Source organism: Arthrobacter globiformis, assembly GCF_030815865.1.
Classification (GTDB): domain Bacteria; phylum Actinomycetota; class Actinomycetes; order Actinomycetales; family Micrococcaceae; genus Arthrobacter; species Arthrobacter globiformis_B.
On the sequence record NZ_JAUSXI010000001.1, the window covers coordinates 2,726,777 to 2,747,397 of the forward strand.

General features: G+C 63.1%; 24 protein-coding genes and 4 pseudogenes. 13 read left to right on the forward strand and 15 right to left on the reverse strand.

Annotated elements, in window-relative coordinates; all coding sequences use genetic code 11:
• Window positions 1-13 precede the first annotated feature (13 nt).
• The 5 genes from QFZ33_RS12405 to QFZ33_RS12425 form a co-directional block, all read right to left on the reverse strand.
• A complete protein-coding gene (locus QFZ33_RS12405; protein ID WP_307027855.1) occupies window positions 14-598 on the reverse strand; it encodes a hypothetical protein in 585 nt (194 codons plus the stop codon).
• Between the two features lie 375 nt (window positions 599-973).
• Window positions 974-1,159, reverse strand: a complete 186-nt coding sequence (locus QFZ33_RS12410; protein ID WP_307027857.1) for a hypothetical protein — start codon at window positions 1,157-1,159, stop codon at window positions 974-976.
• Window positions 1,160-1,701: 542 nt separating this feature from the next.
• Complete coding sequence (locus tag QFZ33_RS12415) at window positions 1,702-2,094, reverse strand: nuclear transport factor 2 family protein (RefSeq protein WP_307027859.1); 393 nt, start codon at window positions 2,092-2,094, stop codon at window positions 1,702-1,704.
• Between the two features lie 244 nt (window positions 2,095-2,338).
• Window positions 2,339-2,707, reverse strand: coding sequence for a hypothetical protein (locus QFZ33_RS12420; protein ID WP_307027860.1), 369 nt, complete (start codon window positions 2,705-2,707; stop codon window positions 2,339-2,341).
• 27 nt (window positions 2,708-2,734) lie between these two features.
• On the reverse strand, window positions 2,735-2,905 hold the full coding sequence (locus QFZ33_RS12425; RefSeq protein ID WP_307027861.1) for a hypothetical protein: 171 nt from the start codon (window positions 2,903-2,905) through the stop codon (window positions 2,735-2,737).
• Window positions 2,906-3,151: 246 nt separating this feature from the next.
• Between QFZ33_RS12425 and QFZ33_RS12430 the strand changes: the two genes are divergently transcribed.
• Together QFZ33_RS12430 and QFZ33_RS12435 are read left to right on the forward strand one after the other, a co-directional pair.
• The gene (locus QFZ33_RS12430; RefSeq protein ID WP_307027862.1) at window positions 3,152-3,595 is read left to right on the forward strand and encodes a YybH family protein; all 444 of its coding nucleotides are present in this window, start codon (window positions 3,152-3,154) and stop codon (window positions 3,593-3,595) included.
• Between the two features lie 172 nt (window positions 3,596-3,767).
• A complete protein-coding gene (locus tag QFZ33_RS12435) occupies window positions 3,768-4,019 on the forward strand; it encodes a helix-turn-helix domain-containing protein (protein WP_307027863.1) in 252 nt (83 codons plus the stop codon).
• 2,040 nt (window positions 4,020-6,059) lie between these two features.
• Here the strand turns inward: QFZ33_RS12435 and QFZ33_RS12440 are convergent.
• The 3 genes from QFZ33_RS12440 to QFZ33_RS12450 form a co-directional block, all read right to left on the reverse strand.
• The gene (locus tag QFZ33_RS12440) at window positions 6,060-6,491 is read right to left on the reverse strand and encodes a DUF309 domain-containing protein (protein ID WP_307027864.1); all 432 of its coding nucleotides are present in this window, start codon (window positions 6,489-6,491) and stop codon (window positions 6,060-6,062) included.
• A 469-nt stretch (window positions 6,492-6,960) separates the two neighbouring features.
• On the reverse strand, window positions 6,961-7,173 hold the full coding sequence (locus tag QFZ33_RS12445) for a hypothetical protein (protein ID WP_307027865.1): 213 nt from the start codon (window positions 7,171-7,173) through the stop codon (window positions 6,961-6,963).
• Window positions 7,174-7,344: 171 nt separating this feature from the next.
• A complete protein-coding gene (locus QFZ33_RS12450; RefSeq protein WP_307027866.1) occupies window positions 7,345-8,100 on the reverse strand; it encodes a class I SAM-dependent DNA methyltransferase in 756 nt (251 codons plus the stop codon).
• Between the two features lie 217 nt (window positions 8,101-8,317).
• On the opposite strand from QFZ33_RS12450, the gene QFZ33_RS12455 reads away from it, so the two are divergent.
• Window positions 8,318-8,662, forward strand: a complete 345-nt coding sequence (locus QFZ33_RS12455; RefSeq protein WP_307027868.1) for a DoxX family protein — start codon at window positions 8,318-8,320, stop codon at window positions 8,660-8,662.
• A 205-nt stretch (window positions 8,663-8,867) separates the two neighbouring features.
• Here QFZ33_RS12455 and QFZ33_RS12460 read toward each other — a convergent pair whose 3' ends face one another.
• Both QFZ33_RS12460 and QFZ33_RS12465 read right to left on the reverse strand, forming a co-directional pair.
• Window positions 8,868-9,056 (reverse strand): hypothetical protein, encoded by a 189-nt coding sequence (locus tag QFZ33_RS12460; protein WP_307027870.1) that lies wholly within the window; start codon window positions 9,054-9,056, stop codon window positions 8,868-8,870.
• Window positions 9,057-9,061: 5 nt separating this feature from the next.
• A complete protein-coding gene (locus QFZ33_RS12465) occupies window positions 9,062-9,268 on the reverse strand; it encodes a hypothetical protein (RefSeq protein ID WP_307027872.1) in 207 nt (68 codons plus the stop codon).
• Window positions 9,269-9,463: 195 nt separating this feature from the next.
• On the opposite strand from QFZ33_RS12465, the gene QFZ33_RS12470 reads away from it, so the two are divergent.
• The 5 genes from QFZ33_RS12470 (at window position 9,464) to QFZ33_RS12490 (ending at window position 11,675) form a co-directional block, all read left to right on the forward strand.
• Complete coding sequence (locus QFZ33_RS12470; RefSeq protein WP_307027874.1) at window positions 9,464-10,051, forward strand: NAD(P)-binding domain-containing protein; 588 nt, start codon at window positions 9,464-9,466, stop codon at window positions 10,049-10,051.
• Window positions 10,052-10,176: 125 nt separating this feature from the next.
• Entirely contained in the window at window positions 10,177-10,329 is a 153-nt protein-coding gene (locus tag QFZ33_RS12475) for a hypothetical protein (protein ID WP_307027876.1), read from the forward strand.
• Window positions 10,330-10,338: 9 nt separating this feature from the next.
• Window positions 10,339-10,698, forward strand: coding sequence for a hypothetical protein (locus QFZ33_RS12480; RefSeq protein WP_307027878.1), 360 nt, complete (start codon window positions 10,339-10,341; stop codon window positions 10,696-10,698).
• 394 nt (window positions 10,699-11,092) lie between these two features.
• A complete protein-coding gene (locus QFZ33_RS12485; RefSeq protein WP_307027879.1) occupies window positions 11,093-11,245 on the forward strand; it encodes a hypothetical protein in 153 nt (50 codons plus the stop codon).
• 271 nt (window positions 11,246-11,516) lie between these two features.
• Window positions 11,517-11,675, forward strand: a complete 159-nt coding sequence (locus tag QFZ33_RS12490) for a hypothetical protein (RefSeq protein WP_307027880.1) — start codon at window positions 11,517-11,519, stop codon at window positions 11,673-11,675.
• A gap of 1 nt (window position 11,676) precedes the next feature.
• On the opposite strand, the gene QFZ33_RS12495 is transcribed toward QFZ33_RS12490, so the two are convergent.
• The gene (locus tag QFZ33_RS12495) at window positions 11,677-11,973 is read right to left on the reverse strand and encodes a hypothetical protein (RefSeq protein WP_307027882.1); all 297 of its coding nucleotides are present in this window, start codon (window positions 11,971-11,973) and stop codon (window positions 11,677-11,679) included.
• Window positions 11,974-12,251: 278 nt separating this feature from the next.
• On the opposite strand from QFZ33_RS12495, the gene QFZ33_RS12500 reads away from it, so the two are divergent.
• The 3 genes from QFZ33_RS12500 to QFZ33_RS12510 all read left to right on the forward strand — a co-directional run bounded on the left by QFZ33_RS12500 (window position 12,252) and on the right by QFZ33_RS12510 (window position 13,831).
• Window positions 12,252-12,809: a recombinase family protein gene (locus QFZ33_RS12500; RefSeq protein WP_307027884.1), complete on the forward strand. Its 558-nt coding sequence runs from the start codon at window positions 12,252-12,254 to the stop codon at window positions 12,807-12,809.
• Window positions 12,779-12,910 carry a hypothetical protein gene (locus QFZ33_RS12505; protein ID WP_307027887.1) on the forward strand — a complete coding sequence of 44 codons (132 nt, stop codon included), beginning with the start codon at window positions 12,779-12,781 and terminating at the stop codon, window positions 12,908-12,910. The genes QFZ33_RS12500 and QFZ33_RS12505 overlap by 31 nt, the downstream gene beginning before the upstream one ends.
• A 645-nt stretch (window positions 12,911-13,555) precedes the next feature.
• Window positions 13,556-13,831 carry a hypothetical protein gene (locus tag QFZ33_RS12510; protein ID WP_307027889.1) on the forward strand — a complete coding sequence of 92 codons (276 nt, stop codon included), beginning with the start codon at window positions 13,556-13,558 and terminating at the stop codon, window positions 13,829-13,831.
• A 177-nt stretch (window positions 13,832-14,008) separates the two neighbouring features.
• Here QFZ33_RS12510 and QFZ33_RS12515 read toward each other — a convergent pair whose 3' ends face one another.
• Together QFZ33_RS12515 and QFZ33_RS12520 are read right to left on the reverse strand one after the other, a co-directional pair.
• Window positions 14,009-15,085 carry an SDR family oxidoreductase gene (locus tag QFZ33_RS12515; protein WP_307027891.1) on the reverse strand — a complete coding sequence of 359 codons (1,077 nt, stop codon included), beginning with the start codon at window positions 15,083-15,085 and terminating at the stop codon, window positions 14,009-14,011.
• A gap of 351 nt (window positions 15,086-15,436) precedes the next feature.
• Window positions 15,437-16,559: pseudogene (locus QFZ33_RS12520) on the reverse strand (IS256 family transposase).
• Between the two features lie 762 nt (window positions 16,560-17,321).
• Here QFZ33_RS12520 and QFZ33_RS12525 point away from each other — a divergent pair.
• Window positions 17,322-18,170, forward strand: coding sequence for a metallophosphoesterase family protein (locus tag QFZ33_RS12525; RefSeq protein ID WP_307027893.1), 849 nt, complete (start codon window positions 17,322-17,324; stop codon window positions 18,168-18,170).
• Between the two features lie 39 nt (window positions 18,171-18,209).
• Window positions 18,210-18,336: pseudogene (locus QFZ33_RS12530) on the forward strand (helix-turn-helix domain-containing protein); the annotation flags it as partial.
• 292 nt (window positions 18,337-18,628) lie between these two features.
• On the opposite strand, the pseudogene istB reads toward QFZ33_RS12530, so the two are convergent.
• Window positions 18,629-19,350, reverse strand: a pseudogene (gene istB / locus QFZ33_RS12535) (IS21-like element helper ATPase IstB).
• Window positions 19,350-20,557, reverse strand: a pseudogene (gene istA, locus QFZ33_RS12540) (IS21 family transposase). The pseudogenes istB and istA overlap by 1 nt, the downstream one beginning before the upstream one ends.
• Between the last annotated feature and the right edge of the window lie 64 nt (window positions 20,558-20,621).

Below are 20,621 nucleotides of genomic sequence, written 5' to 3' on the forward strand. Positions count from 1 at the left end.
CCTCGCCGCGACACTAAGCCAGTGGCACTTTGTAGTGATCACCCCGGGAGGCCCCGGACCGACGGTCAAATGTGGCGCGGAACGTCCTGATGCCCCGCCTGTGCCGCCAGGTCACGCGCTCGATCAGGCAGGCGATCTGGTCATAAAAATGCCGGTCGTTATCGTCGTCGAAGATGGTCCGCGGCACCGTGTTCGGCTCTGTGGGCGGCCACAGGCCGGTGGCGACCAAGGCTTCGTAGAGCGGGTCGCCCATCCGGTCCAGGTTGAAGTCGCCCAGGACCATCAGGTTGTGGTTCCAGTCGTTGGGCCGGTCCGCCCAGGCGCGCATCCATTGCGCGAAGGCGGTGACTTCGGGGAGCCGTTCAGTAGCGTTTTTCCCCCAAAGGGCGTGGACCGATGCGAGGGTGAATTCAGTGCCGTTGCGGCTGAACCCGGCGAAGTACGGGGTGCGGGCGAATTGCCGGGCCGGGTCGTCCCCGATGGGCGGCAGGACTACTTCCCCGACGAGGCCGGAAGGCTGGACCCGGTCGGAGTTGTAGAGGAAGGCGAGCCGCTCCCCATTGCCCGTGGAGCCCTCGGTGACGTCGGAGGCGATCACTCGCCAGGCAGGTCCCAGCCAGCTCGAACAGGAACCGGAGCGCCTTGGTGCTGCGCCGGGCTTCCTGAAGGGCGACGACGTCGAAGCGGGAGATGACCTCGGCGATGCAGGCCACCGCATGCCAGTCCCGCTTCGGGGAGTCCCTCGGCCCAGCCGCCCACTTGGCGGTGACATCGCCAAACGCGCGAACGTTCCAGGTCGCCACCAGCAGGCTGGACTCTGTTCTGGCCGGAATGGCGCTGTCCAGGGCGGTGGAGAGCCTGTCCAGGGCCAGGGTGACATCAGCTGGAGGTGCAGTAGTCATGGTTCCATCGAATCACGCTGCCCCGCGCCGGCTCTGTCATACCGGCGGGAAGTCCACCGTGTCCGGGGGGCTCATATAAACGGATACACCGGGAAGATCTCTGGAATCAGCGATTCAGTTCTGCCGGAAGGGATACCCCCTGGGATTTTGCCGGCCGCGCCGGCGTCGGTCTTGGGCTCGTCGTCCGGCCCGTCGCTCGGGACGTCGAGTAGCTCGTCCTCGGAGCTTTCCACCTGAATGGTGTCGGTCGAATTCATCGCACTGCTTATCATTCAGCTGGCCCCCAAGTCTCCAGCCGGGAACCTCCCCCGAGCCTCCGTCACAGAATAGCCTCTACCGGGCGCTAAGTTGAGGTTTTTATGAATTCATAAAATCAGGAAATGCACTGATCCGGCCCAGCTTGGGGGCAGGCTAGGAATTCAGTTCACATAATCCTCCGGGCGCAGGCATCCGCATCGGGGGAGGGACCGTGTGCAGAATTTGGGGATCACGCTTCCGGGGACACATCCACCGGCCACTTTGAGGATGGTCCCCGGCCCCAGCCCGGGGCCAAGGAGGGTGCAGCTCATGCGCCGGGCTGTACCCCTTCTCTACTTGCGGTCCCCGGCCCGGGCAGGGGAGCCATTCCCGTTCAGTTCGATAGGTCTGAAAGTCGCGCGTTCCCTCTGCGAGCTCACCGTCATTGCCAGCCGGCCTGGTGCTTAGCCGGCCCATGTCTTGCGGTTGGTGGGTCGGGACGTGCTGGGGAATGTCGGTCCGCCGAACGGCGCGATGCGGGCTGATCCGGCGGCAACCCTCGTTATGACCAGAAGTCGGCCGCCTTGGCAGTATCCTCCAGGAACTCGTGCACCTCCGTGACTTTCCCATCGGAGAGCATGAAGACTAGCGCAGCCCTTTGGTCCAGGGGTGTGCCGTTGCGCTCGGCGTGGTTGCTCTGGACTCCAACGGTATGGTTCTCCCCTCCAATGACCTCGTCGAGGGTAACCTTGACGGTCCCATTGGATCGCGAGAATAGTTCACCGAAGTAGGCAAGGATGGCCTCCCGACCTTGCTTGACTCCGGACAGTCCGCCGCTGCCTCCCACATGCCAGACGGCATCCTCCGTGAATAGTGTGCCGAGGGTGTCCATGTCTCCTGCGCTGAACGCTTCATAGCCGCGCCGCACCAGCGCTGCATCTTCTTGTGCTCCCATTTTGGGACCTCTCCGTCGTCGTTGTCGGGTTACAGCGGGGAAAGACTAAGCCCTGGCGGCGGAGTTGTCGATGGGGTTTTGCTTGGCGAGTCTGTCCTGTTGTTCCCCCGCATTCATAAGTAGCGGTGGTGTTTCAGGAGCCGGAGTCTTTGTGGAACCGGATCGTGGCTGCCGGCCGCGCCGCCGGCCGATCAGCCAACCGGGCACGGCAGCGTCCAGGGCATGAACCTTCCCTGTATCAAGTTCATGCGGCGGGCCTTGAACCTCTGGGGTGCAGCCAGACACCGAGCTCATGTTCTTCGCCGGTGATGACCCCCTTGTGGCGCGGCCAGTCGTTACCTGCCGCCCTGTACCCGACCAGTGCCGCCAGCCGCTCCTGCCACCTGTCCTCGTCCGCCTCGGCGCGGGGCTTTCCCTCCCAGCCCGGAAGCACCTCAAGGCCTTCGCGGATCGCCGGGGCGAAGGTCCCGGCCTGGGTATCCCCGCGCCGGCGCTGCAGCCACACCGCCAAGGTCCGCTCCCAGGTGCTGTCGGCGGTCCTGGAGGGGTAGTGCCCGGTCTCCTGCACCAGGGCTACTAGTTGGTGCATCCGCTCAAGTTCCAGGGCTGTCATACGGGAATGTCCCGAGTTGGTGGCTGCCTAGTGGGCTTCACCAAGCAGTGGATCAGCAGCGCGTGCGAAGCGAAGGTGGTAACCGACCGTAGAAGCTGGAACTCCGGCCAGCTCCGCGATCCGTGCCCTGCGGAGGCCGCGTCGGTACATCAGCACCCACTCCTGGTTCGGAGCCGCGTCCCGCCTCGTCTTCGCCACGGGATCCATCCTGCCATCCGTGGCTTCCTCGACCGGTCCCTGACCACATGCATCGCCTGCGGCGTTCCGAACAGAGTCGTGGTCCCGCGCATTCGATGGGAGGCCCCAGCGGATGCCGCGAGGCGACATGCGTCGGAGCGCTCCGAAGCCTTCGGCCATGTCTGTAGAAAGCCTTCCTTCGGGCTCTGGCGCTCACGGGCCGGTTCTGATTTGATCGAGTTACATCCCCGTCCATCGTGGAGCGCCATGACATCCGACCTGAACCAGTTGAGAGATCTGTACCGCAAGTCGGTGGAGGCGTTCATCCAGGGCGATCCGAACGCGCAGAAGCCTCTGTGGTCGGAACGGGACGACGTCACGCTTGCCAATCCCCTCGGGCCCCCGGCGAAGGGCTTCGACCGGGTGTGTCAGGTCATGGATAGTGCGTCTGCGCTGATCAGTGAAGGCGAGGGCTACACTTTCGACAGCATCGCGGTGGTCGAGACTCCCGATCTCGCCTACGAGGTTGGGATAGAGCGCAGTGTGGCTAAGCTTGGGGGTGCCGAGGAGAAGGTCCCGATTAGCCTCCGGGTAACTACGGTCTTTCGCCGAGAAGACGACGGCTGGAAGATCGTCCACCGCCATGCCGACTCGATCTCCGAGGCAAGGTCGGTCCAGTCCGTCATACAGCGGAGTGGGGACACCTCATAGGCCCTCGTGCGGCAGGTGCTCCGGCAAGCCATCAACAGCCCCCGGATTCGGCTACCACACTCCGGCTTTATCGAGGGTGGCGTCACTGCGGAATAGCGGCCTGGTCCGCCCAGGGCTGCAGGAAGTCATGCCTTACGACGCGACCTGGCGCAGCCGCCCGTAGGATGGTCCGGTGTCCGATGAACCCACACAGCACCGCTTCCTGACTTCAACCCAGGCCATTGAAGAGCTGAACGTGAAACCGGACCAGATCCATGCCCTGATCAAGGCCGGGGAGCTGCGCGCCATACAGATCGGCGGCCACGGCCTGTGGCGTATCGGGCGCCAGGACATCGAGGATTACATCGCCGAGGCGTACCGGCGCACCGCCGAGCGCATTGCTGCCGGGGAAATCAGCGACGACGGGGAACCGGGCGCCGAGTAGGGGACGAGCATCAACCGGTCACACGTACTCCGCCCACCGCCCCCGTCCACGGCGTATCGCCCGGGCCGGGCAGCAATAGATGCGCGAAAACGGACCCGTGCTGAAGTGCCATGACCTGCGACGTGGCCCCGGCGCAATCCAGCGCGAGCTCCACCGGCTGAAAGGGGCGCCGGGATGCTCTTGCCCAACGGCGACCTTCCCACCGGAAGCACCAACGCAGGCAGCAGTGACGGTGTACAGTCCGGGCGCCGGGACCTTCGCCGTCGTGCCAAAGCCCCTGGCGGGGCCGTCCAGTGGCCCCTCCTCAAATAGCAGGACTGGCCCCGGCACTGACTTAAGGAGCCGGTCCAGCTCAGCGTAGTTCCTGACCCCGCGCTCCAGGACCTGAGGATCAGTGTATGGCTTCGGGGACCCAGTTACCGGCGCCGGGTCAGCCGGTAGCGTGCGCACGGATGCCGGGTCAGTTGTTTGTGTGCGCACGGGCTCGCGGTATTCATAGACGCACCCCGCCGTTCCGAACAGAGGGATCAGCAGGCACAGGGCAAACGCGAGCCGGTGGCGCCTGTCCTTCGTTCCCACGCTTCCATAGTGGGCAAAGCCCGCCGTTCAAAACAACCACGTGCCGCCCCGGCCCAGAATTGACCCTGGAGAGCAAATGCCAATCCGCGGCGGGGCAAGCTCGATGAACGAGCCAACAGTCATTATCGGCACGCCCCTCCAGGACTCCGGCAGTCTGCCCAGGGATCCGCGGGCTCTGCTGGACATCATCTACGAGCGGACGAAGGGCGCCGGGAAGTCCCCTGACGCAGAGGCATTCGTGACGATCGCGGACGGCCTGCGCACCCGGGGTCGTCCCTGCCGACCTGCGCGCCGCACTATACAAGGCCGCTGCCCTCATCCCCGGCGTCACCGTCGGGGACCGGCAGGCGACAGTGGACGGCAGGACGGGGACCGCCATTGGCATCCCCTCTGCCGACGGAGTAGTGAGGACGGACATCATCATCGATCCCACCTCGGGACTGGTGATCGGGGAACCGGTAGAAACCCGAGGGATGGCCGCCAAGGGGAGGCCATCCCTCGGCCAACAATCTCAGGGTCATCTTTCCCAGAGTTATCACTTCACCGACGGCTAGCCCAGGCATACGGTGGCGCTGGGGGCCATTGGCCGCCAAACCGTCCCGAGCGACGTTCCCCTTGGAGTCGCCCGCCGGTTCCTCGACGCCGAAACGGGTCGCTATAGATCGTCCTCGCCCATCATTGCCTTTCGGAAGAACCGCTGAGTGACTGCATCTGCATAGATGCCTACGGGAAGCCAACAGGCATCCCACTCCATCAGTAGGGTTTGCAGACGTGCATCAGCGATGCGTTGATAGGCGTCGCTGATACCTCGAGTGCTGCGCCTCCGCGAAATCTGAAGATCCCATCCATCATGTTCCGAGGGTTGAACAGCGATATAGCGGCCAGCTTTTTGTCCGCTGATTATGAGCCAACGCGGTGTTCAGACCACTCGTTGGATTCCGATGCCAGGGGTTCTGAGACCGAGTTTCATGGATTTTCGCCAGTTGACGGGGACTTTCGTCCGTGAAGGCGAATGTAGTCGCTCGGGCGAGTACGTAGGGCTGAATGAGGATGAGTCCCAATCGCCTGAAAGCAGCCGGAACGCCGCTTCTAGGAATGCCAACAGAATCTGGCCGATTCGGAGTTGAGGCGGGGCCGAACGCCGCCCGGATCAGTACTCACGTTTTCCTGCCATGCCGTTTCCTTGCTGCCGCGTTCGATCCTGTCACGGTCAGCAAATCATGTCGGAGCCAGTTTGGCGTGCAGCGGCAACCGGAGCCAGGATTACGAAATGGTCCCGGGAAAGGTTCCTCAAGCGGCACGGCCAAACCGCCGGTAACGCTGCGATTTAAGCGCCATTTTGGACTAACAGTCACACTCATTGGTGGCTTGACGGTTTTCCTCCCGTAAGAAGGCCAACTAGGTAAATCAGCAGTCCCTGGGAGTGACTCCGCCGCCTGCTCGGGGATGCTGTCCGCCGGCTCAATGGCCGGTGCGCATCCGATCACGTGCGCAGTTCATCAGGGCGGACAAGTCCAGCCCATAGGTCGGCCCTTCGCCGGAACCGTACTCCTCGAGTCGGGCCGCACCGCGCTCGAAGAGACGGAGCGCGCCAATGCTGTTTCCCCGGGCGGCGTGGGTGAGCCCGACGCAGATCTGGGCGAGACCCTGCCAGAGGTTGCGTTCTTCGGCCGGCCCGGCTTTCCAACGGGCCTCGAGTACCTCATGGGCGGCGAAGGGCCGGCCGGCCTCCACCAGACTCCGGGCCGAGACCAACGTCTGCGCCGGCGGCAGCGGCTCCTCCGAGACCGGCTCAACGCCGGCGCTTCCGTACGGCAGGGGCCGCCCAAGAGCGTCACGGGGGCGGGCCTGACGCGGGCGGCTTAGAGCATCCCTATCCCTGTCACCGGTCATTGCAGTCTCCATCCTGAGCGTGGCTGGACCTTGTTAGGTTCATTAAACGGGCATTGGTACGGAACGACCAGCTGAACAACAAGCGGAGATCGTCGGCGTATGGCTCGCCGCGTCCGAACTCGACGGGTCTGAGCACTTCCTGGGCCGCTCGAGTGAGTATGCCAGGAACGGCCACGGCGGCAACGTCGCACTCCGGGAACTGGGTGCCGCCGACGCCCGGCACCGGCAGCACTTCCAGTTCAGCATCCTGCAGGTCTTCTCGCCGAGCGCTCCGTCCGCGCAGGTGGATGCTGCCGAAGCACAATTGAAGCGGGCGCTCCTGACCCGGCAGTCCGGCATGAACCTGAACTGAGAGCGGCCGCGCCGTTCCGAGCCGGCGTAGGTGGCGCTTGGCACACTTTGGCGGTGACATCTCTGCTGACGACCTGTCACCCCCCATAGTGATGGGCCCCGCATCTGCTGACCAATGTCAAGCGGTGCGGAGATCATAGGGTTGGTTGGGAGTGTGGATGCCCTCGAATCGTAAACCCAGGGCGTCCGCGCGGCTGTGGAATTTGCGCGCCAGTGCGTAGGCTTCCCGCGCCTCGTCCAGAAACTCCGCACCGGCAAGGTCGCCGGCCCAGTCCAGCAGATCTGCGATCTTCTTCAGGTGCTCGTAACGTGGAGCGTCCTTCTCTGACAAGTGCATTCCATATCCCCCAATGGTTGTCGTCGGCGAGGCCTCAATCATGCCCGGCCAGATTGCTACATATACCAGTCGGCTTGTTTGAATAAGTTTTCTGATGGTCAGGTTTCGCGAGGCACGCAACGGAACCGCCATTGTTCGTCGTGCTCACACCCCGATAAGAATCGCTCAACGCGCTGCTATCCGGTATACGGATACGTGACTGCGGGCTGCCGCTGAGAATTCGCTCCGGTTCCAGTCTGCCCATCGGGATTCGAGCTTAAATCCGGCCAGCCGGGCCATGAGATCTAGCTCACTGGGCCAGATGTATCGGTGCGGTGTCCGTGCGATCCGGGCATCGCGGCCATCAGACAGCTCCGGGCCGAACCGCACATGGTGGGAGATGACGTGCTGGTGGAGCACATCGTAGGTATCGACCAGGAGGTACCCGGGCTCACTCACCTCGACGGTTCCGCCATGTCCGGGTGGTAGCGAACGCAATTGGGGCACCCAGAGTTCAACTACGAAGCACCCGCCAGGTGCAAGGTGGCGAGCAGCATTTTGGAAGCAGCGGATCTGTTCTTCCTGGGTAAGGAGGTTGGAGATGGTGTTGAACACAAGGAATGCAAGGGAGAAATCGTCACCCGCCCACGCCTCGGTCATGTCACCCTGGACCACGGGAATGCGGGCTTCTCCGACCTTTTGACGGAGACTGGCGATCATCGCGTGAGACAGTTCGATACCGCTGACAGCGACCCCCGCCTTCGAGAGTGGGATGGCTACACGGCCCGTGCCTATGGCAAACTCGACGGCCGGACCGTCGCCCGCGAGCTTTGCCAGGACCTCAACCGTCGGGCCCAGTACCTCGGCCGAGAACATTCCCTCGCCTGGCGTGTCGTACCGTTTCGCGGCCTCATCGTCCCAGAGCTGTTGCTGGTTGATCATTCCGTCACTATTGCACTCCGCTTCGTGGCATATCTACCGGCCAACGTCACAGCTCTGGATCAGGGTGTTCCTGAGGAACATTCGCGATGAAAGGGAAGTTGATTCTAGTAGACGCCGCGGGTACCGCCGTGGAGCGCTGCGATCCTGTCCGATCCGCGGGATGGCGCAGGCTGCCGGTGTACTTGGGCGATGAAGGGAGACTCTTCAGGAGGTTCCGATGGGCATTCTCGTCGTGATCGGGCAGCTGCTTTTTACGGCGCTGTTTCTGGTATCGGCCTACGGCCACCTCACCAGGCGGAAGATGATGGCCGGTTACGCCAAGAGCCGCGGGGTACCAGCAGCGGAGTCTCTCGTGGCTGCGACGGGCGTCCAGATGGCCGTAGGTTCGCTCATGGTCGCGCTTGGGGTTTGGCCAGATCTCGGTGCGTTGATACTGTTCCTGTTCCTCATAGTGACCGCCTTTGGATGCACTCCTTCTGGAAGGAAAGTGAACCCCAGAACCGCGCCATGGAACGGGTGCAGTTTTACAAGGATTTGGCACTGGCCGGCGCCGCACTCGTGATGTTTGCAGCGTTCGCCGCCTTGGGCCCTGGAATTAATCCCGGCATCACGGGCCCACTCTTCACCATCCGCTAATCATCCGATCGGGCCGTGAACAAGCCAGCGACGACGTCCGGTCGCTTCGTGGGTCCGGCGGCAACTAGCGATGGCGGGTGGCCAGCCAGCGTTGGCGACCACCCACCGCGGGTCCCACTGCGGAGCTGGTGTTACTCGAAGAACTCGATCCGCGGTTCGCCCTGGACGCCGGCGCGCTGCATGGCGTTCTTCAGATCCGGGCTGGCGAAGAACGCCCGAGCGGTCGCAACGTCATTGAAGTGATGGATCACCAGGAAATTGTTCGGATCATCTGCCATCCGGTGAACGGGCTGCTGGGTGACGCCACCGTTGTTCTGCATGGCGCCTAGCGTCCGCCCAGCCGGAATTCTGTCCAGAGCGGGTAGTGGTCCGAGATCCGCCAGGAGATTTCGTTCTTCGTCAGTCCGGTCAATACGTGGGGGATGAAGTCGAAGAACCCGGCCCGCTGGTGGTAGGCGATGCCGTCCAGCAGGGGCGCGCCGTCGGGTTCGGAGAACCAGGCGATCTGGTCGTAGAAGTGGTTGGCGTGCATTGACGTGCGTTTGGGCGGTCAATAGCGTGAGCGTGTCCAGCAGGAGGCATCATGTGGGAGTCGGTGACCGAGGGCGGTCCCGATGAACGTTCCCTCGGCGGACCGGCTGGGTTTGGCTCGGGCGATAGCCTCTCTCCCATCCTGTGCACCGCCGCTGGTACGCTCGGCGTGTCATCAGTTCGCAGGGAGCCGAGCATGCGGGAGCATAAGGACGTCGTTGTCATCGGGGGCGGCCACGCCGGGCTCGCGATGAGTAGTGCCCTGCAGCGGCGAGGGCGCGAGCACGTCGTCTTGGAGCGTCGGCGAATCGGTGAACGCTGGCGCACCGAAAGATGGGAGTCGTTGCGCTTTCAGTTCCCGAACTGGACGCTCCAACTGCCGGGCTACTCGTTCCGGGGAAACGATCCCGACCGGTTCGCACACTACAGCGAGATCCTCCGTGTGGTGGAGGACTACGCAGTGAGCATGGGGGTCCCGGTGCGCGAGCACACCGAAGCTCTCGCCATCACAGGACGCGGCGCGGGCGAGGGCTTCGAAGTGTCCCTGGCCGAAGGTTCCATCCACACGCAACGCGTAGTTATCGCAACGGGACCGTTCCAACGTCCGCGTATCCCCCAACTGGCCCGTGACCTCCCGCCGTCGGCGCTGCAGATCGACCCCACGCATTACCGGTCACCTAGGCGCTGCCGGCAGGCGCCGTGCTCATGGTGGGCAGCGGCGCCTCAGGCTGCCAGATCGCCGACGAACTGCTACATGCCGGGCGCCGCGTGTACCTGTCGGTAAGCCGGCACCGGCGCGCACCGAGACGCTTCAGGGGCAGGGACGTCTACTGGTGGCTAGAGGCACTGGGCCGTTTCGACCAGACAATTGACAGCTTTCCCGATCGGCAATACCCGCCTTCCACGGTCGTGACCGGTGTGAACGGCGGATACGACGTCAACGTTCGGCAACTGGCCGCGGACGGCGTAACCGTGATCGGCAGGGTCATCGGCACATCAGGCCGAAACCTCGCTGTCCGAGCCAACGCGAACCAAGTACTCGATGAGGCCGACCAGGCCTAAACCGCCTTCTTGTCGGCAGCGCGTCAGTTCATCAGCGGCAACGGGATCGATGAGTGGCTCGAGCAGGAAGAGGCGGAAGAACCGATCCATCTCCCCGCCGTGGAAGAGGTCGACTCGCTGAATCTCGCCAGGGAAGGCATCAACACGATCATCTGGGCGACCGGCTATGCCTACGGCTTCGACTGGGTCAAGATCCCGGTGTTCGACAACCGCGGTCGGCCCATCCAACAGCGTGGCGTCACTCCGGTTCCTGGGTTGTACTTCCTCGGGCTGCACTGGATGCACACCTTCAAGTCAGGCCTGCTCTCAGGTGTCGGCGCGGACGCAGAATTTCTCGCCGGTCACATGGCTCGAGGCTCGGACAGATGACTCGCCAGCACTGTCACAGTCATCTCTATCAGCAAAACCGCCAAACCAAGCCTGCTAAAACTGCCATGCTTGGGCTGACTTCTCGCCGAGCACTCCGGCGGCACATGTCGATGCAGCCGAGGCCCACTTCAACCGCGCACTTCTCACCCGACAGTTCGGCATGAATCTGAACTAGGGGCTGCTATCCGGTGACGTTTTCCCCGTGACGGGCGGCGAGTGGAAGGTCGCCCATGGACGTCCTACCGGTTCGAACTGCTCTCCTACGACGTCGTTGGCGACGTGGCCTACAGTCTTCGCGGCGGTAGACCTGGGTCGCCCGCAGGACGAAACTGCGCGGTTCTCCGTCCACCGAGGCCGAGATGTGTTGCAGTCCCGGGGTGGCGAGAACGTGAACATGCCCGACCTCAAATTCACCATCACGAGCGCTCCGTCCTACGTGGCCGAAGGTGACAAGTTTCGGTTCACCGCCGAGGTCAATCCCAGCTCGTGCCCGTTCTTCCTCACCCCCGTATCCACCACCGTTCGGAAGAGGCACGGTCCTCGCTGAGAGAGGGAAGCCAAAAAAGTTCGGTTCCGTTAGGGCCGGGAAATCCGAGTCCTTGCAATGCCCCGTCGAGGGGCGCCTCTTGCCATCCCGGTGCCCACGGCTGAAGCGAAACTCTGACTGGAGGGCTCATGCTGTCGTTCGAACAGGCCAGAGCGATCGCTTATGAGGCCTCGCCCCCACCTGGGAAGCAGGGGAGTCCGGCGAATACACGGTCGCCGACTACGGCTATGAGGACGAGACAGCGTGGCTTCTCATCGACGGCGGGAGCAAGTTGGTCATTGACGTCGACTACTCCTGCCAACTCATCGGTCGGGGGAGCACCTTCGTTGACAAGAGGACCGGGGAGATCATTTCCCTGACCTGCCTGGAGGACCCGGACCACTTCGACGCAATGACCCCTGTGGGACACCACCCCGACGAAGACCTCTGAGCTACAGCGGTGGTTCGATCGCGTGCAGGTGCAGGATCGTAACCTCAGCGTGGTCTGTGGAAGGAAACCCGGCTTGGGCGAGGATTCTTTGGAAGTGGTCACTGGCGAAGCGGGCCCTGAGAAGCTCCTCGAACTCCCATACCCCGATGAGATATAGCGAGTCGTCATCGACAGCGCAATGATGACGCAGCTCTCCAGGCGGCCCGCCGGCCTCCATGATTACCTTGTGAGCCCTGTCGTATGCCCGGGTCAATTCTTCGACATCACCGCGAAATCGGGCGATCAAAAGTGCGGACATCTGAGCCTCCGGCATCGGGAACTCTGGCTCCCTGAGTGCAAGAAGATCCCTCGCCTCAAACCAGAGTTCGCTTTGAACCCCAAGGGTAGTCCGGGAGAGCGCAGGGTGTGCGTTTCCAGTGAAAGCAGCAGACTATCCCCGTCTCAGGAACTATACCTATGGGTGACTAGCCCGAGACCCCCTGTTTCTAGGCTTTATATGGGTTTTTTGTCTCACAGAGTCTGTCTCACCACAATGTCTCATAGAACCGTCAAGGGTCTGCGTGACATGATGTGCGCATGAAGCTGGGCTACGCGAGGGTGAGCAAGACAGACCAGGACGCGCGGATGCAGATTGCCGCCCTCGAGGAAGCCGGTGTCGCCAGGGACAAGATCTTCATCGATCACATGTCGGGGGCGAAAACTGCGAAGGAGCGTCCCGGCCTGACCGAGCTGCTCAAATACGCCCGCGACGGGGACCAGGTCTTTTGCTGGCGAATCGACAGGCTCGGGAGGTCCGTGATCGACGTCCTGAACACCGTCGACGAAATGACCAAGCGGGGGATCGGGCTGCACTCCCTGGTAGACGGAGTGGACCCTTCTACGGCCTCCGGGCGCCTACAACTCGGCCTGTTCGCGACCCTGGCCGAATACGAGCGGGAGATCATCAACGAGCGAGTGCGTTTCGGAGTGATGGCCGCCCAGGCCAGGGGAGTGCAGTCCGGCAAACGGCCGGCGGACCCCGTCAAAGTGGAGAACAAGGTCGCCGCGGCGAAGAACCTGCTCGCCACCGGCAAGACCGCCCAGCAGGCCGCAGACGCCGTCGGATGTCACGTGCAACTCTCTACCGATACTTGAAGGAGTACGGCGCCGAGGAGCCGGTAGCCGCCGCCGTGACGAAGCCTCCGAAGGGCAGGTCCCGATACATCGACAAGGGCACGCTGCCTGCCCGGGACTAATCTGCGCATGTTTCGTTGTAGAGTCAGCCCGCGGGGCTTGTGCTGGGAATACGACGCGGGGGATACGGGATGACGAATACTGGCAACGATGTAGAAGGCCGAGCTCAGAACAAACCGACAAGACCAAGATTAAAGTGGTACTGGAAACTTGCTGGTTTCTTATTCTTTGGTTTCACCATCTTTACATGTCGATGCCCGCTCTGAACTCATTCGGTATTGAAGGCCTTCGATGTGAGGTCATTTCAGCAAGACCCGATACGAGCTCTGGTGGAACTAGAGGCTCGGCTTCGACAGCCGGTGTTCTGGTAGAAACGACGAACTGCGGGACAATGCACGTGTCCGAGGGCGTGTCGTTCGACAATCAAGACGAGGTTGCTGAGTCCTTCAAAGGTGGTAGCGAATACGAGTTCGACCTTGGCTGGTTCTCACGAGTGGTGACCAAGGACATCAGGCACGAAATCCCCTCAGTGCAGGACTACCGCTTAGCAAATTAACAGGGTCTTGAAGGAATACTGCTGAGGAGCCGGTGGCTGCCGCCGTGACGAAGCCACCGAAGGGCAGGTCCCGATACATCGACAAGGGCACGCTGCCAGCCCGAAACTAAATCTGCGCATGTTCCGTGGTGAGACGAACAAAGGGGACACCATGGAGCAGCTCGCATTGATGACGGAATCTGACCAGGACCAAGCGCCAGGTCAGGAGTCTGCTCTCGCCGAAGACCCGTCACCGGAGTTCGTCTACAACCCTTGGAAGATGAAGGACGTCCGCCGGTTGTACATCAACCTCGCTGACGGGACGAAGGTCGGATACTTGGTGTGTGGCGAGGTCCCCGTCACGGGTAAGCGCTTTGTCCAGGATGCGAAGTCTCGTGACGGGCTCGTCGCCGCTGATGGTCAGCGGCGGGGGCCGCCCGGAGAATAATGCTGCTGTGACGGATGCACGATGTTAGGGCGCGGACCGATTCGAACCAAACGCGCGGTGACTTCGCTGCAGAAATGGTTCGAGGGTTCTTCGTCTCGGGATCCGTGACGAACTCGACTCCCTGTAGAAGTCCTCTGCCGCGGACGTCGTGGATGTTGGGGTGGCCTGTGGAACCGTTTACGGAACGATGCGTTCGGCCCTGTAGCGGTCGAACAGGCGGGTGAAGCAGTCCTGAGTGCGGCGGTAGCCGCTAAAGCCAGCTAACCGACTCTTGCTCATATCGGCAACTACTTCGATGGGACGGCCCAGGTCCGCGTCCGTGTGCCACCAGGAGGCAACGCGCGCGAGGACCGGCTCGGCCAGCCGGTGCTGGGCCACAATCCGGACCCAGCTGTCCTCGGCGCCGCGCATTTGCTCCTCCAAGGGCCGCGGCGCCTCTTGGTAGCCCTCCCAGTCGAGCCCAAAGTAGTCAGCCAGGGCTGGCCACATTCGGCGCCACCGGAAGATGTCCCCGTTGACGACGTTGTAGGCCTCGTCGCCGGCAGTCTCTGTGGTGGCGGCCCAGATCATGTGCTCGGCCAGCAGCGTGGCGTCAGTCATGTCGGTCAAGCTGTTCCATTGAGTCTCGGAGCCGGGGAACACAAAGGGACGACCGGTCTCCCGGCAGATCGCGGCTTGGGCGGCGAGGGTGAGCGCCATGTTCATGGCGTTGCCCACCGCGTGGCCGATCACGGTGTGCGCCCGGTGCACCGACCAGCGGAACCTCTGACGTTCAGCGGCGGCCCACAGCTCATCCTCCTGGGCGTAGTAGAAGTTGTCCACAGGAAGGCGCGGCTCCTCCTCCAGGAAGGGGGTGTCCGGCATTTCGCCTTGCCCGTAGGCCTCGAAGGGACCGAGGTAGTGCTTGAGCCCGGTCATCAGCGCCACGTGCTCCACCGGGGCGTGGGCCAGGGCGCCCAGGAGGTTCCGGACCATCCCGGCGTTGACCTCGATGTTCTCCTTCTCGGTGGCTTGGCGGGACCACGCGGTGAAAAACACGTGCGTGGGCCGCTCTGGGGCAAGCACCATTTCAAGGCTTTCGGCCGAGCGCAAGTCTGCGCTTAGGTGCCGCGCCATGCTACCGGGCAGGGGGGTGCGCGACAGCGCCACTACGTCCCAGTCCTGGGAGGTCAGTTGCTCAACGATCGCGGAGCCGGTGATGCCACTGGCGCCTACGACCAGGGCGGTCCGGGCGGGGGTCTCATGTGTATCCATAGGTTCCACTGTGCCATCCCAAGGCCGGGTGCCGCCCCGGTGGCTACCGCGGTGTACGCGCAGGGAGAAATCCATGGCACCAGAGCTGGGGCACCGGCTGGATCCGACAAACCGCGACGCCCAAAAGGGACCTCATGAGGGCTCCGATGCGCCCGTGCGGGGCACAAGCAATCGACAGGCGTTCCATGGCCGCTTGGATCACCCGATGAACAACCGTCATGTACTCTGCACCCGGATCGTCCTGGTGCACGCGACTCAATAGAAACAGGGGAGATAACGAGGCGGCGTTCCCAGACCTGGTCAAGTCCATTTGCGTGGTGTAGCGCGGTTGCCGCGTGATTCTTGGGTTGGTTAGGCGCTGAGCGCCAGGTCTGGGGTGCTGTCCTCCTTCGTCTCCGGGTCGGTGCCGAGGGCCTGTGATTGTTGGATGAGGTCGAGGCTGAGGTAGCGGCGGGATTCGATCCATTCGTCGTGCTGTTCGGTTAGGACGGCGCCGACCAGGCGGATCAGCGCGGTGCGGTCGGGGAAGATCCCAACGACGTCGGTGCGGCGGCGGATTTCCTTGTTCAGGCGCTCCTGCGGATTGTTGGACCAGACCTGGCGCCACAGGCCTTTGGGGAAGGGCGTGAACGCGAGGATGTCTTCCCGGGCGGTTTCGAGGTGGTCCGCGACCTTGGGCAGTTTCTCGGCCAGGGCGTCCAGGACCCGGCCGAACTGGGCGTGCACGCCGGCGGCGTCGGGCTGGTCATAGACCGAGTGCAGCAGCGTCTTCACCCATGGCCAGGACGCTTTCGGCGTGGCGGACATGAGGTTCGCCGCGTAGTGGGTGCGGCAGCGCTGCCAGGCTGCGCCGGGCAGGGCCGCCCCGATCGCCGCGACGAGTCCGGCATGGGCGTCGGAGGTCACCAGTTTCACCCCGGACAGGCCCCGTGCCGTCAGATCGCGGAAGAAACCCAGCCAGCCGGCACCGTCTTCCGCGGAGGAGGCCTGAATGCCGAGGACCTCACGGTGTCCGTCGGCGTTGACGCCGGTGGCGACCATAGCGTGGACGTTGACGACCCGGCCGCCTTCGCGGACCTTCAGGACCAAGGCGTCAGCGGCCACGAACGTGTACGGGCCGGCGTCCAGCGGCCGGGTGCGGAACGCCTCGACCTGGGCGTCCAGGTCCTGCGCCATTACCGAAACCTGGGACTTGGACAAGCCAATCCGGGAAGTACGAGCCCTGCCGAAGCTTGGGTATGGCCACGTCCAGGGTGCCGGTGCGGGTGTCGAAGTCCCGGTGCCGGTACCCGTTCCGGGAGTTCGATCGTGCCTCGGAACGGGCACCGTATTCGGCGCCGCAGACCGCGTCCGCCTCAGCGCTCATAAGCGCGTTGATGAACGTAGTCAGCATGGAGCGCATCAGATCCGGGGAAGCCTGCTCGAGCTGCTCTGACAGGAAACGGGCAGGGTCGATAACATGGGGTGCGGTCATCGCGTGAAAACTCCTTGAGAGAAGACTTTGGTCGGTCTTTCCAAGAATCACGCGATGGCCGCCTCACGTTCGGGAGCAACACGCCCTGAACCGGGCCGTTACACCACGCTAATGGGCACTACTCCAGACCTACTGACGTGACGCAACAGGGACATTTCGGCGTCTTGCGTCAGCATGGGGTGTAGTTCAACCGGATATGAGGGTCCGCCGCAACACGCCTGTTCCCGGTTTCGTAAAGTTTGCATGTCTCGTAAGCCGAGGGATGAAAGACAGGCGGCCGAGATACCTCCGAACCACAGCCCCACCTTGGATGTCTCGTTGCCGCGTCTCTCGGCCTACCGGTCGTGGCAGAAAGCTTCCTGTAGGACGTGCTTGGTGTGTGTGTGGGTTTCTGATGGGACGCAGCTGGCCTTAGTGGTGCCCGGAGTAGTTGTGAGTCCCGACGTGGGGACTAACAGTGTCCTGTAATCATCCCGGTGTTGTTCTACACTCGACATACCGGGCGTGCCCCCAACCTGCCGGAGTGGTACACACCGGCCCCACGAAGGGAGGCACGGTCCCATGCGCCGCAATCGTGTTATCGCTGGAACGTCCGCTTTCCTCTTAGGCGTCACTGGCCTTTTGGCCGCGTCCCTCGATAGTGGCGGTGGGAACACTGCTGAGTGGGCGCTGCAATCAACTGCGACTCTCGCTGCGCCACGCCTACCGCCACCCAAGGCCGCTTCACCTGCGCGTGACGTGAGGATCGCTGCTGTCGGTGACATGAACGGCCCGAAGACGTACGCACCGACTAGCCCGTCCGGGCGGAACGGTGCGGCGATCACCAGGCTGGTGCGGAACAACGAGATTGACGCGTTCCTGGGACTCGGGGACTTCCAGTACGACACCGCGTACTGCACTGACTACGTGAAGTACTGGACACGGCTGTGGGGTGGCACGAAACCCAAGTTGTACTGGGTGTCCGCACCCAACCACGACTGGAAACCCGGACGGAACGAAGACCTCGACAACTTTATGAACGGCCAATGCCCTGGGTCTAAGGCGAAGGCTGCGATCAACCAGCAGCGTGGGTTCATCGGGAACGGGAAACCGTACTCGAAGGACTTCGGGAACTGGCACTTCGCGTTCCTGTCCTCCGCGCACTGGCGTTACAACCCCACGGAGGCTCGGGCGTTGACGAGATGGCTGGACAACGACCTCGCTGCTGCGAAGGCAGCGGGTAAGCACCTGGCAGTCGTGTACCACGAACCGTACTTCACGTCGAACACGAAGGAACATAAGCGGGCCGCCGACCACAAGCCGTGGATCGACGTCATGTGGAAGCACCGGGTCCGTCTGACCCTGTCAGGGTCACAACACAACTACGAACGCTCATGTCCGGTGAACAACAAGGACCAGTGCGTCAGTGACGGGATGACAGCGTTCCAGGTTTCCACGGGAGGTATCGGTCTCCGCTCCTTCACTAGCAGTCCGTCGTTCATTGCGAAGAGGTTCAGCAACACCCACGGGTTCCTTCGGATGACACTCCGAGGCAACGGGTCTTTCGACTGGAAATTCATTCCAACGACGGGGTCGGGCACGGACGCAGGTACGCGTTCCGCACCGAAATAAAAAGCCACCGCCAAGCCAATGAGACACGCAGGGTACTAGCCGAAGCGGGCAGCCGAGCTGGTACAGCCGGGCGGCCAGCGGAATTCCCAAATCCTTCCTCACCAGCGGCTACGGCATCAGCCGGGAAACGGTGTACCAGTATCTATGCCAGACCAGACCTTCCTGAATCCCTCGCCGGCAATCCTGTTATTCCGCAACAGCAGCACAGACCCAGGTTGACGGAATCTCCACTATCAGTGAAGTTGTTGGCACGGGGGGCAGAGCGCCAGATCTCCGGCTGCCATGATCACCTCCGTCGGTGGCGGCGAATCACGACCACAAAGGCGCGCGGCGCAGCGTCACTCGTGGTTCTATCAAAGCGATGTGGAGTGGAACATCGCGTCCTGCTTGACGGGTGTCAGCGATGGTCGAAAAGTGAGCCATTTCGTGGGTTGAAAGCTGAGCCACTTTGACGTTGGTTATTCTGCCGTATTTTCTGGCCTTGTCGAGGGCAGCGAGTCGACCTGTGTGTGTTTGAGCCGGTAGCTCGAGCCTTTCAGTGTTATGACTTCAGCGTGGTGGACGATGCGGTCGATCATGGCTGAGGCGACGACCTGGTCGCCGAACACGTCGCCCCAGCGGGCGAAGGGCAGGTTCGAGGTCAGGATCAGCGAGGCATGTTCGTAGCGGGATGAGACCAGTTGGAAGAACAGGTTAGCGGCGTCCTGTTCGAAGGGGATGTAGCCGACTTCGTCCACGATGATCAGTCCGTAGCGGCGGAGCCGGACCAGTTCCTGGGGCAGCCTGCCATTCTGATGGGCGCTCTGGAGCCGGGCGACCCAGTCGATCGCGGTGGCGAACAGGACCCGGTGTCCGAGCTGGGCGGCACGTAGTCCCAGACCAGTAGCGAGGTGTGTTTTGCCGGTGCCGGGCGGGCCGAGCAGGACGATGTTGGACGCCTCGGTGAGGAACGCTCCGGTGGCCAGGTGCGCGATAGTGTCGCGTTTGAGGCCGGGCTGGTGATCGAAATTGAAGTCATCAAGCGATTTCCGGGCAGGGAACCCGGCAGCCCGTGCCCGGGTCTCCGCCCCGGAGGCTTCCCTGGCTGCCACTTCCTGGCTGCTGCCTCCCGGATCCGGGGTGCCTTCATCGCCCGGGAGTAGTACTCGATCTGGCCGGTGGTTTCCTTGGCAGCGGGCATCAGGCGACCTGCCCGTCATCGAGGATGACGCCGAACGCCCGGTCGTAGTCCGCCAGGTCCCGCAGCCCGATTGGTTCGCCAACTGGCGAGGGTTTTGGAAGGCCTTCCGTAGCGCCAGCGCTGCTTGGACGTGGTCCGGGTCGGTGAGCGTTAGACCGTTGCCCCAGGACCGGGCATGGTTTCCGACGCTTCTGCCGTCCAGGCTGATCGTGACGGTTTCCAGGTCTGCGGTGACGTCGACGAACCGGCCGATGGCCTGCGGGTGGACGGAGTAGTCGTTGGATCCCATCCGGACGTAGTAGTCCCGCGGGAGCCGGACCCTCGCGGCGAATCCTGTCACCGGCGGCACCGGCGGCAGCCCCAGCATCGCCGCCTTGTCCGCTGCGAGCAGGTCGGTGGGCCGGGCGCCGGTCCGGCGGACCAGGCGCGCATTGGCCCTCGGCAGCCATGCCGCGAGCTGGGCGTTGAAGTCCTCCGGTGATGTGAAGACCCGGCCCGGCAGGAAGGAAGTCTCCAGGAACTGGTTGGCCCGCTCAACCACGCCCTTGGTTTCCGGGTCGTAGGGTTTGACCTGAACGATCCGCGTGGCCAGGACACCGGCGAACGCCGAAACGCCGGCAGCGTAGCTGTTCCGGCGGCCGATGCCGGTTTCGTTGTCCCAGATCAGCCGCCTCGGAACAGCCCCCAATCCACCGAGCAGTTCCCACATTCCGGCCAGCAGGTCCCCGGTCATCCGGGACGGGATCGTCCGGGCCATGATGAACCTCGAATGCGAGGAGACCATCACCAGCACCGGCAGCACCCTGGCTTTGCCGGCGCCAACGGGTATCCGGACCTCCGGGAACCACAGGTCGCACTGGGCCTGGTCCCCAGGTTCGTAGCTGATCCGGTCGGCAGGATCAGCTGGGGCATACTCCGGCCGGAGCCTGGCCACGTTCTCCCGAAACCAGGCCGCCGATCCGGACCAGCCCACCCGCTCAGCCAACACCGTCGCCGGCATCCGCGGATTGTCCGTCAACAGCGCTCGAATTGCCGGCTCGATCGCCTTGATCCCGGACTCCTGCGGCGCCCGGACGTACGTCGGCGGACCGTCAGCACTGACAGCCTTCGCGACCGTATTCCGGGAGATACCCAGCCGCGCGGCTATCGATCTCATCGACTCACCCTCGGCAAGATGCAACCGCCGAATAAGCGCCCAATCCTCCACTGTGATCACCCACCCAATCGTTTGGAACGGGTGGCTCAGTTTTCAACCGGGCGGAAGTCAGCGG

What these genes read in the sequence shown, in the direction of transcription:
- QFZ33_RS12410 (WP_307027857.1), bottom strand. Translation starts at nt 1,159, where the DNA reads ATGAATTCGACCGACACCATTCAGGTGGAAAGCTCCGAGGACGAGCTA.
- QFZ33_RS12415 (WP_307027859.1), bottom strand. Translation starts at nt 2,094, where the DNA reads ATGGGAGCACAAGAAGATGCAGCGCTGGTGCGGCGCGGCTATGAAGCG.
- QFZ33_RS12420 (WP_307027860.1), bottom strand. Translation starts at nt 2,707, where the DNA reads ATGACAGCCCTGGAACTTGAGCGGATGCACCAACTAGTAGCCCTGGTG.
- QFZ33_RS12430 (WP_307027862.1), top strand. Translation starts at nt 3,152, where the DNA reads ATGACATCCGACCTGAACCAGTTGAGAGATCTGTACCGCAAGTCGGTG.
- QFZ33_RS12440 (WP_307027864.1), bottom strand. Translation starts at nt 6,491, where the DNA reads ATGACCGGTGACAGGGATAGGGATGCTCTAAGCCGCCCGCGTCAGGCC.
- QFZ33_RS12450 (WP_307027866.1), bottom strand. Translation starts at nt 8,100, where the DNA reads ATGATCAACCAGCAACAGCTCTGGGACGATGAGGCCGCGAAACGGTAC.
- QFZ33_RS12455 (WP_307027868.1), top strand. Translation starts at nt 8,318, where the DNA reads ATGGGCATTCTCGTCGTGATCGGGCAGCTGCTTTTTACGGCGCTGTTT.
- QFZ33_RS12460 (WP_307027870.1), bottom strand. Translation starts at nt 9,056, where the DNA reads ATGCAGAACAACGGTGGCGTCACCCAGCAGCCCGTTCACCGGATGGCA.
- QFZ33_RS12465 (WP_307027872.1), bottom strand. Translation starts at nt 9,268, where the DNA reads ATGCACGCCAACCACTTCTACGACCAGATCGCCTGGTTCTCCGAACCC.
- QFZ33_RS12470 (WP_307027874.1), top strand. Translation starts at nt 9,464, where the DNA reads ATGCGGGAGCATAAGGACGTCGTTGTCATCGGGGGCGGCCACGCCGGG.
- QFZ33_RS12485 (WP_307027879.1), top strand. Translation starts at nt 11,093, where the DNA reads ATGCCCGACCTCAAATTCACCATCACGAGCGCTCCGTCCTACGTGGCC.
- QFZ33_RS12495 (WP_307027882.1), bottom strand. Translation starts at nt 11,973, where the DNA reads ATGTCCGCACTTTTGATCGCCCGATTTCGCGGTGATGTCGAAGAATTG.
- QFZ33_RS12500 (WP_307027884.1), top strand. Translation starts at nt 12,252, where the DNA reads ATGAAGCTGGGCTACGCGAGGGTGAGCAAGACAGACCAGGACGCGCGG.
- QFZ33_RS12505 (WP_307027887.1), top strand. Translation starts at nt 12,779, where the DNA reads ATGTCACGTGCAACTCTCTACCGATACTTGAAGGAGTACGGCGCCGAG.
- QFZ33_RS12510 (WP_307027889.1), top strand. Translation starts at nt 13,556, where the DNA reads ATGGAGCAGCTCGCATTGATGACGGAATCTGACCAGGACCAAGCGCCA.
- QFZ33_RS12515 (WP_307027891.1), bottom strand. Translation starts at nt 15,085, where the DNA reads ATGGATACACATGAGACCCCCGCCCGGACCGCCCTGGTCGTAGGCGCC.
- QFZ33_RS12525 (WP_307027893.1), top strand. Translation starts at nt 17,322, where the DNA reads ATGAACGGCCCGAAGACGTACGCACCGACTAGCCCGTCCGGGCGGAAC.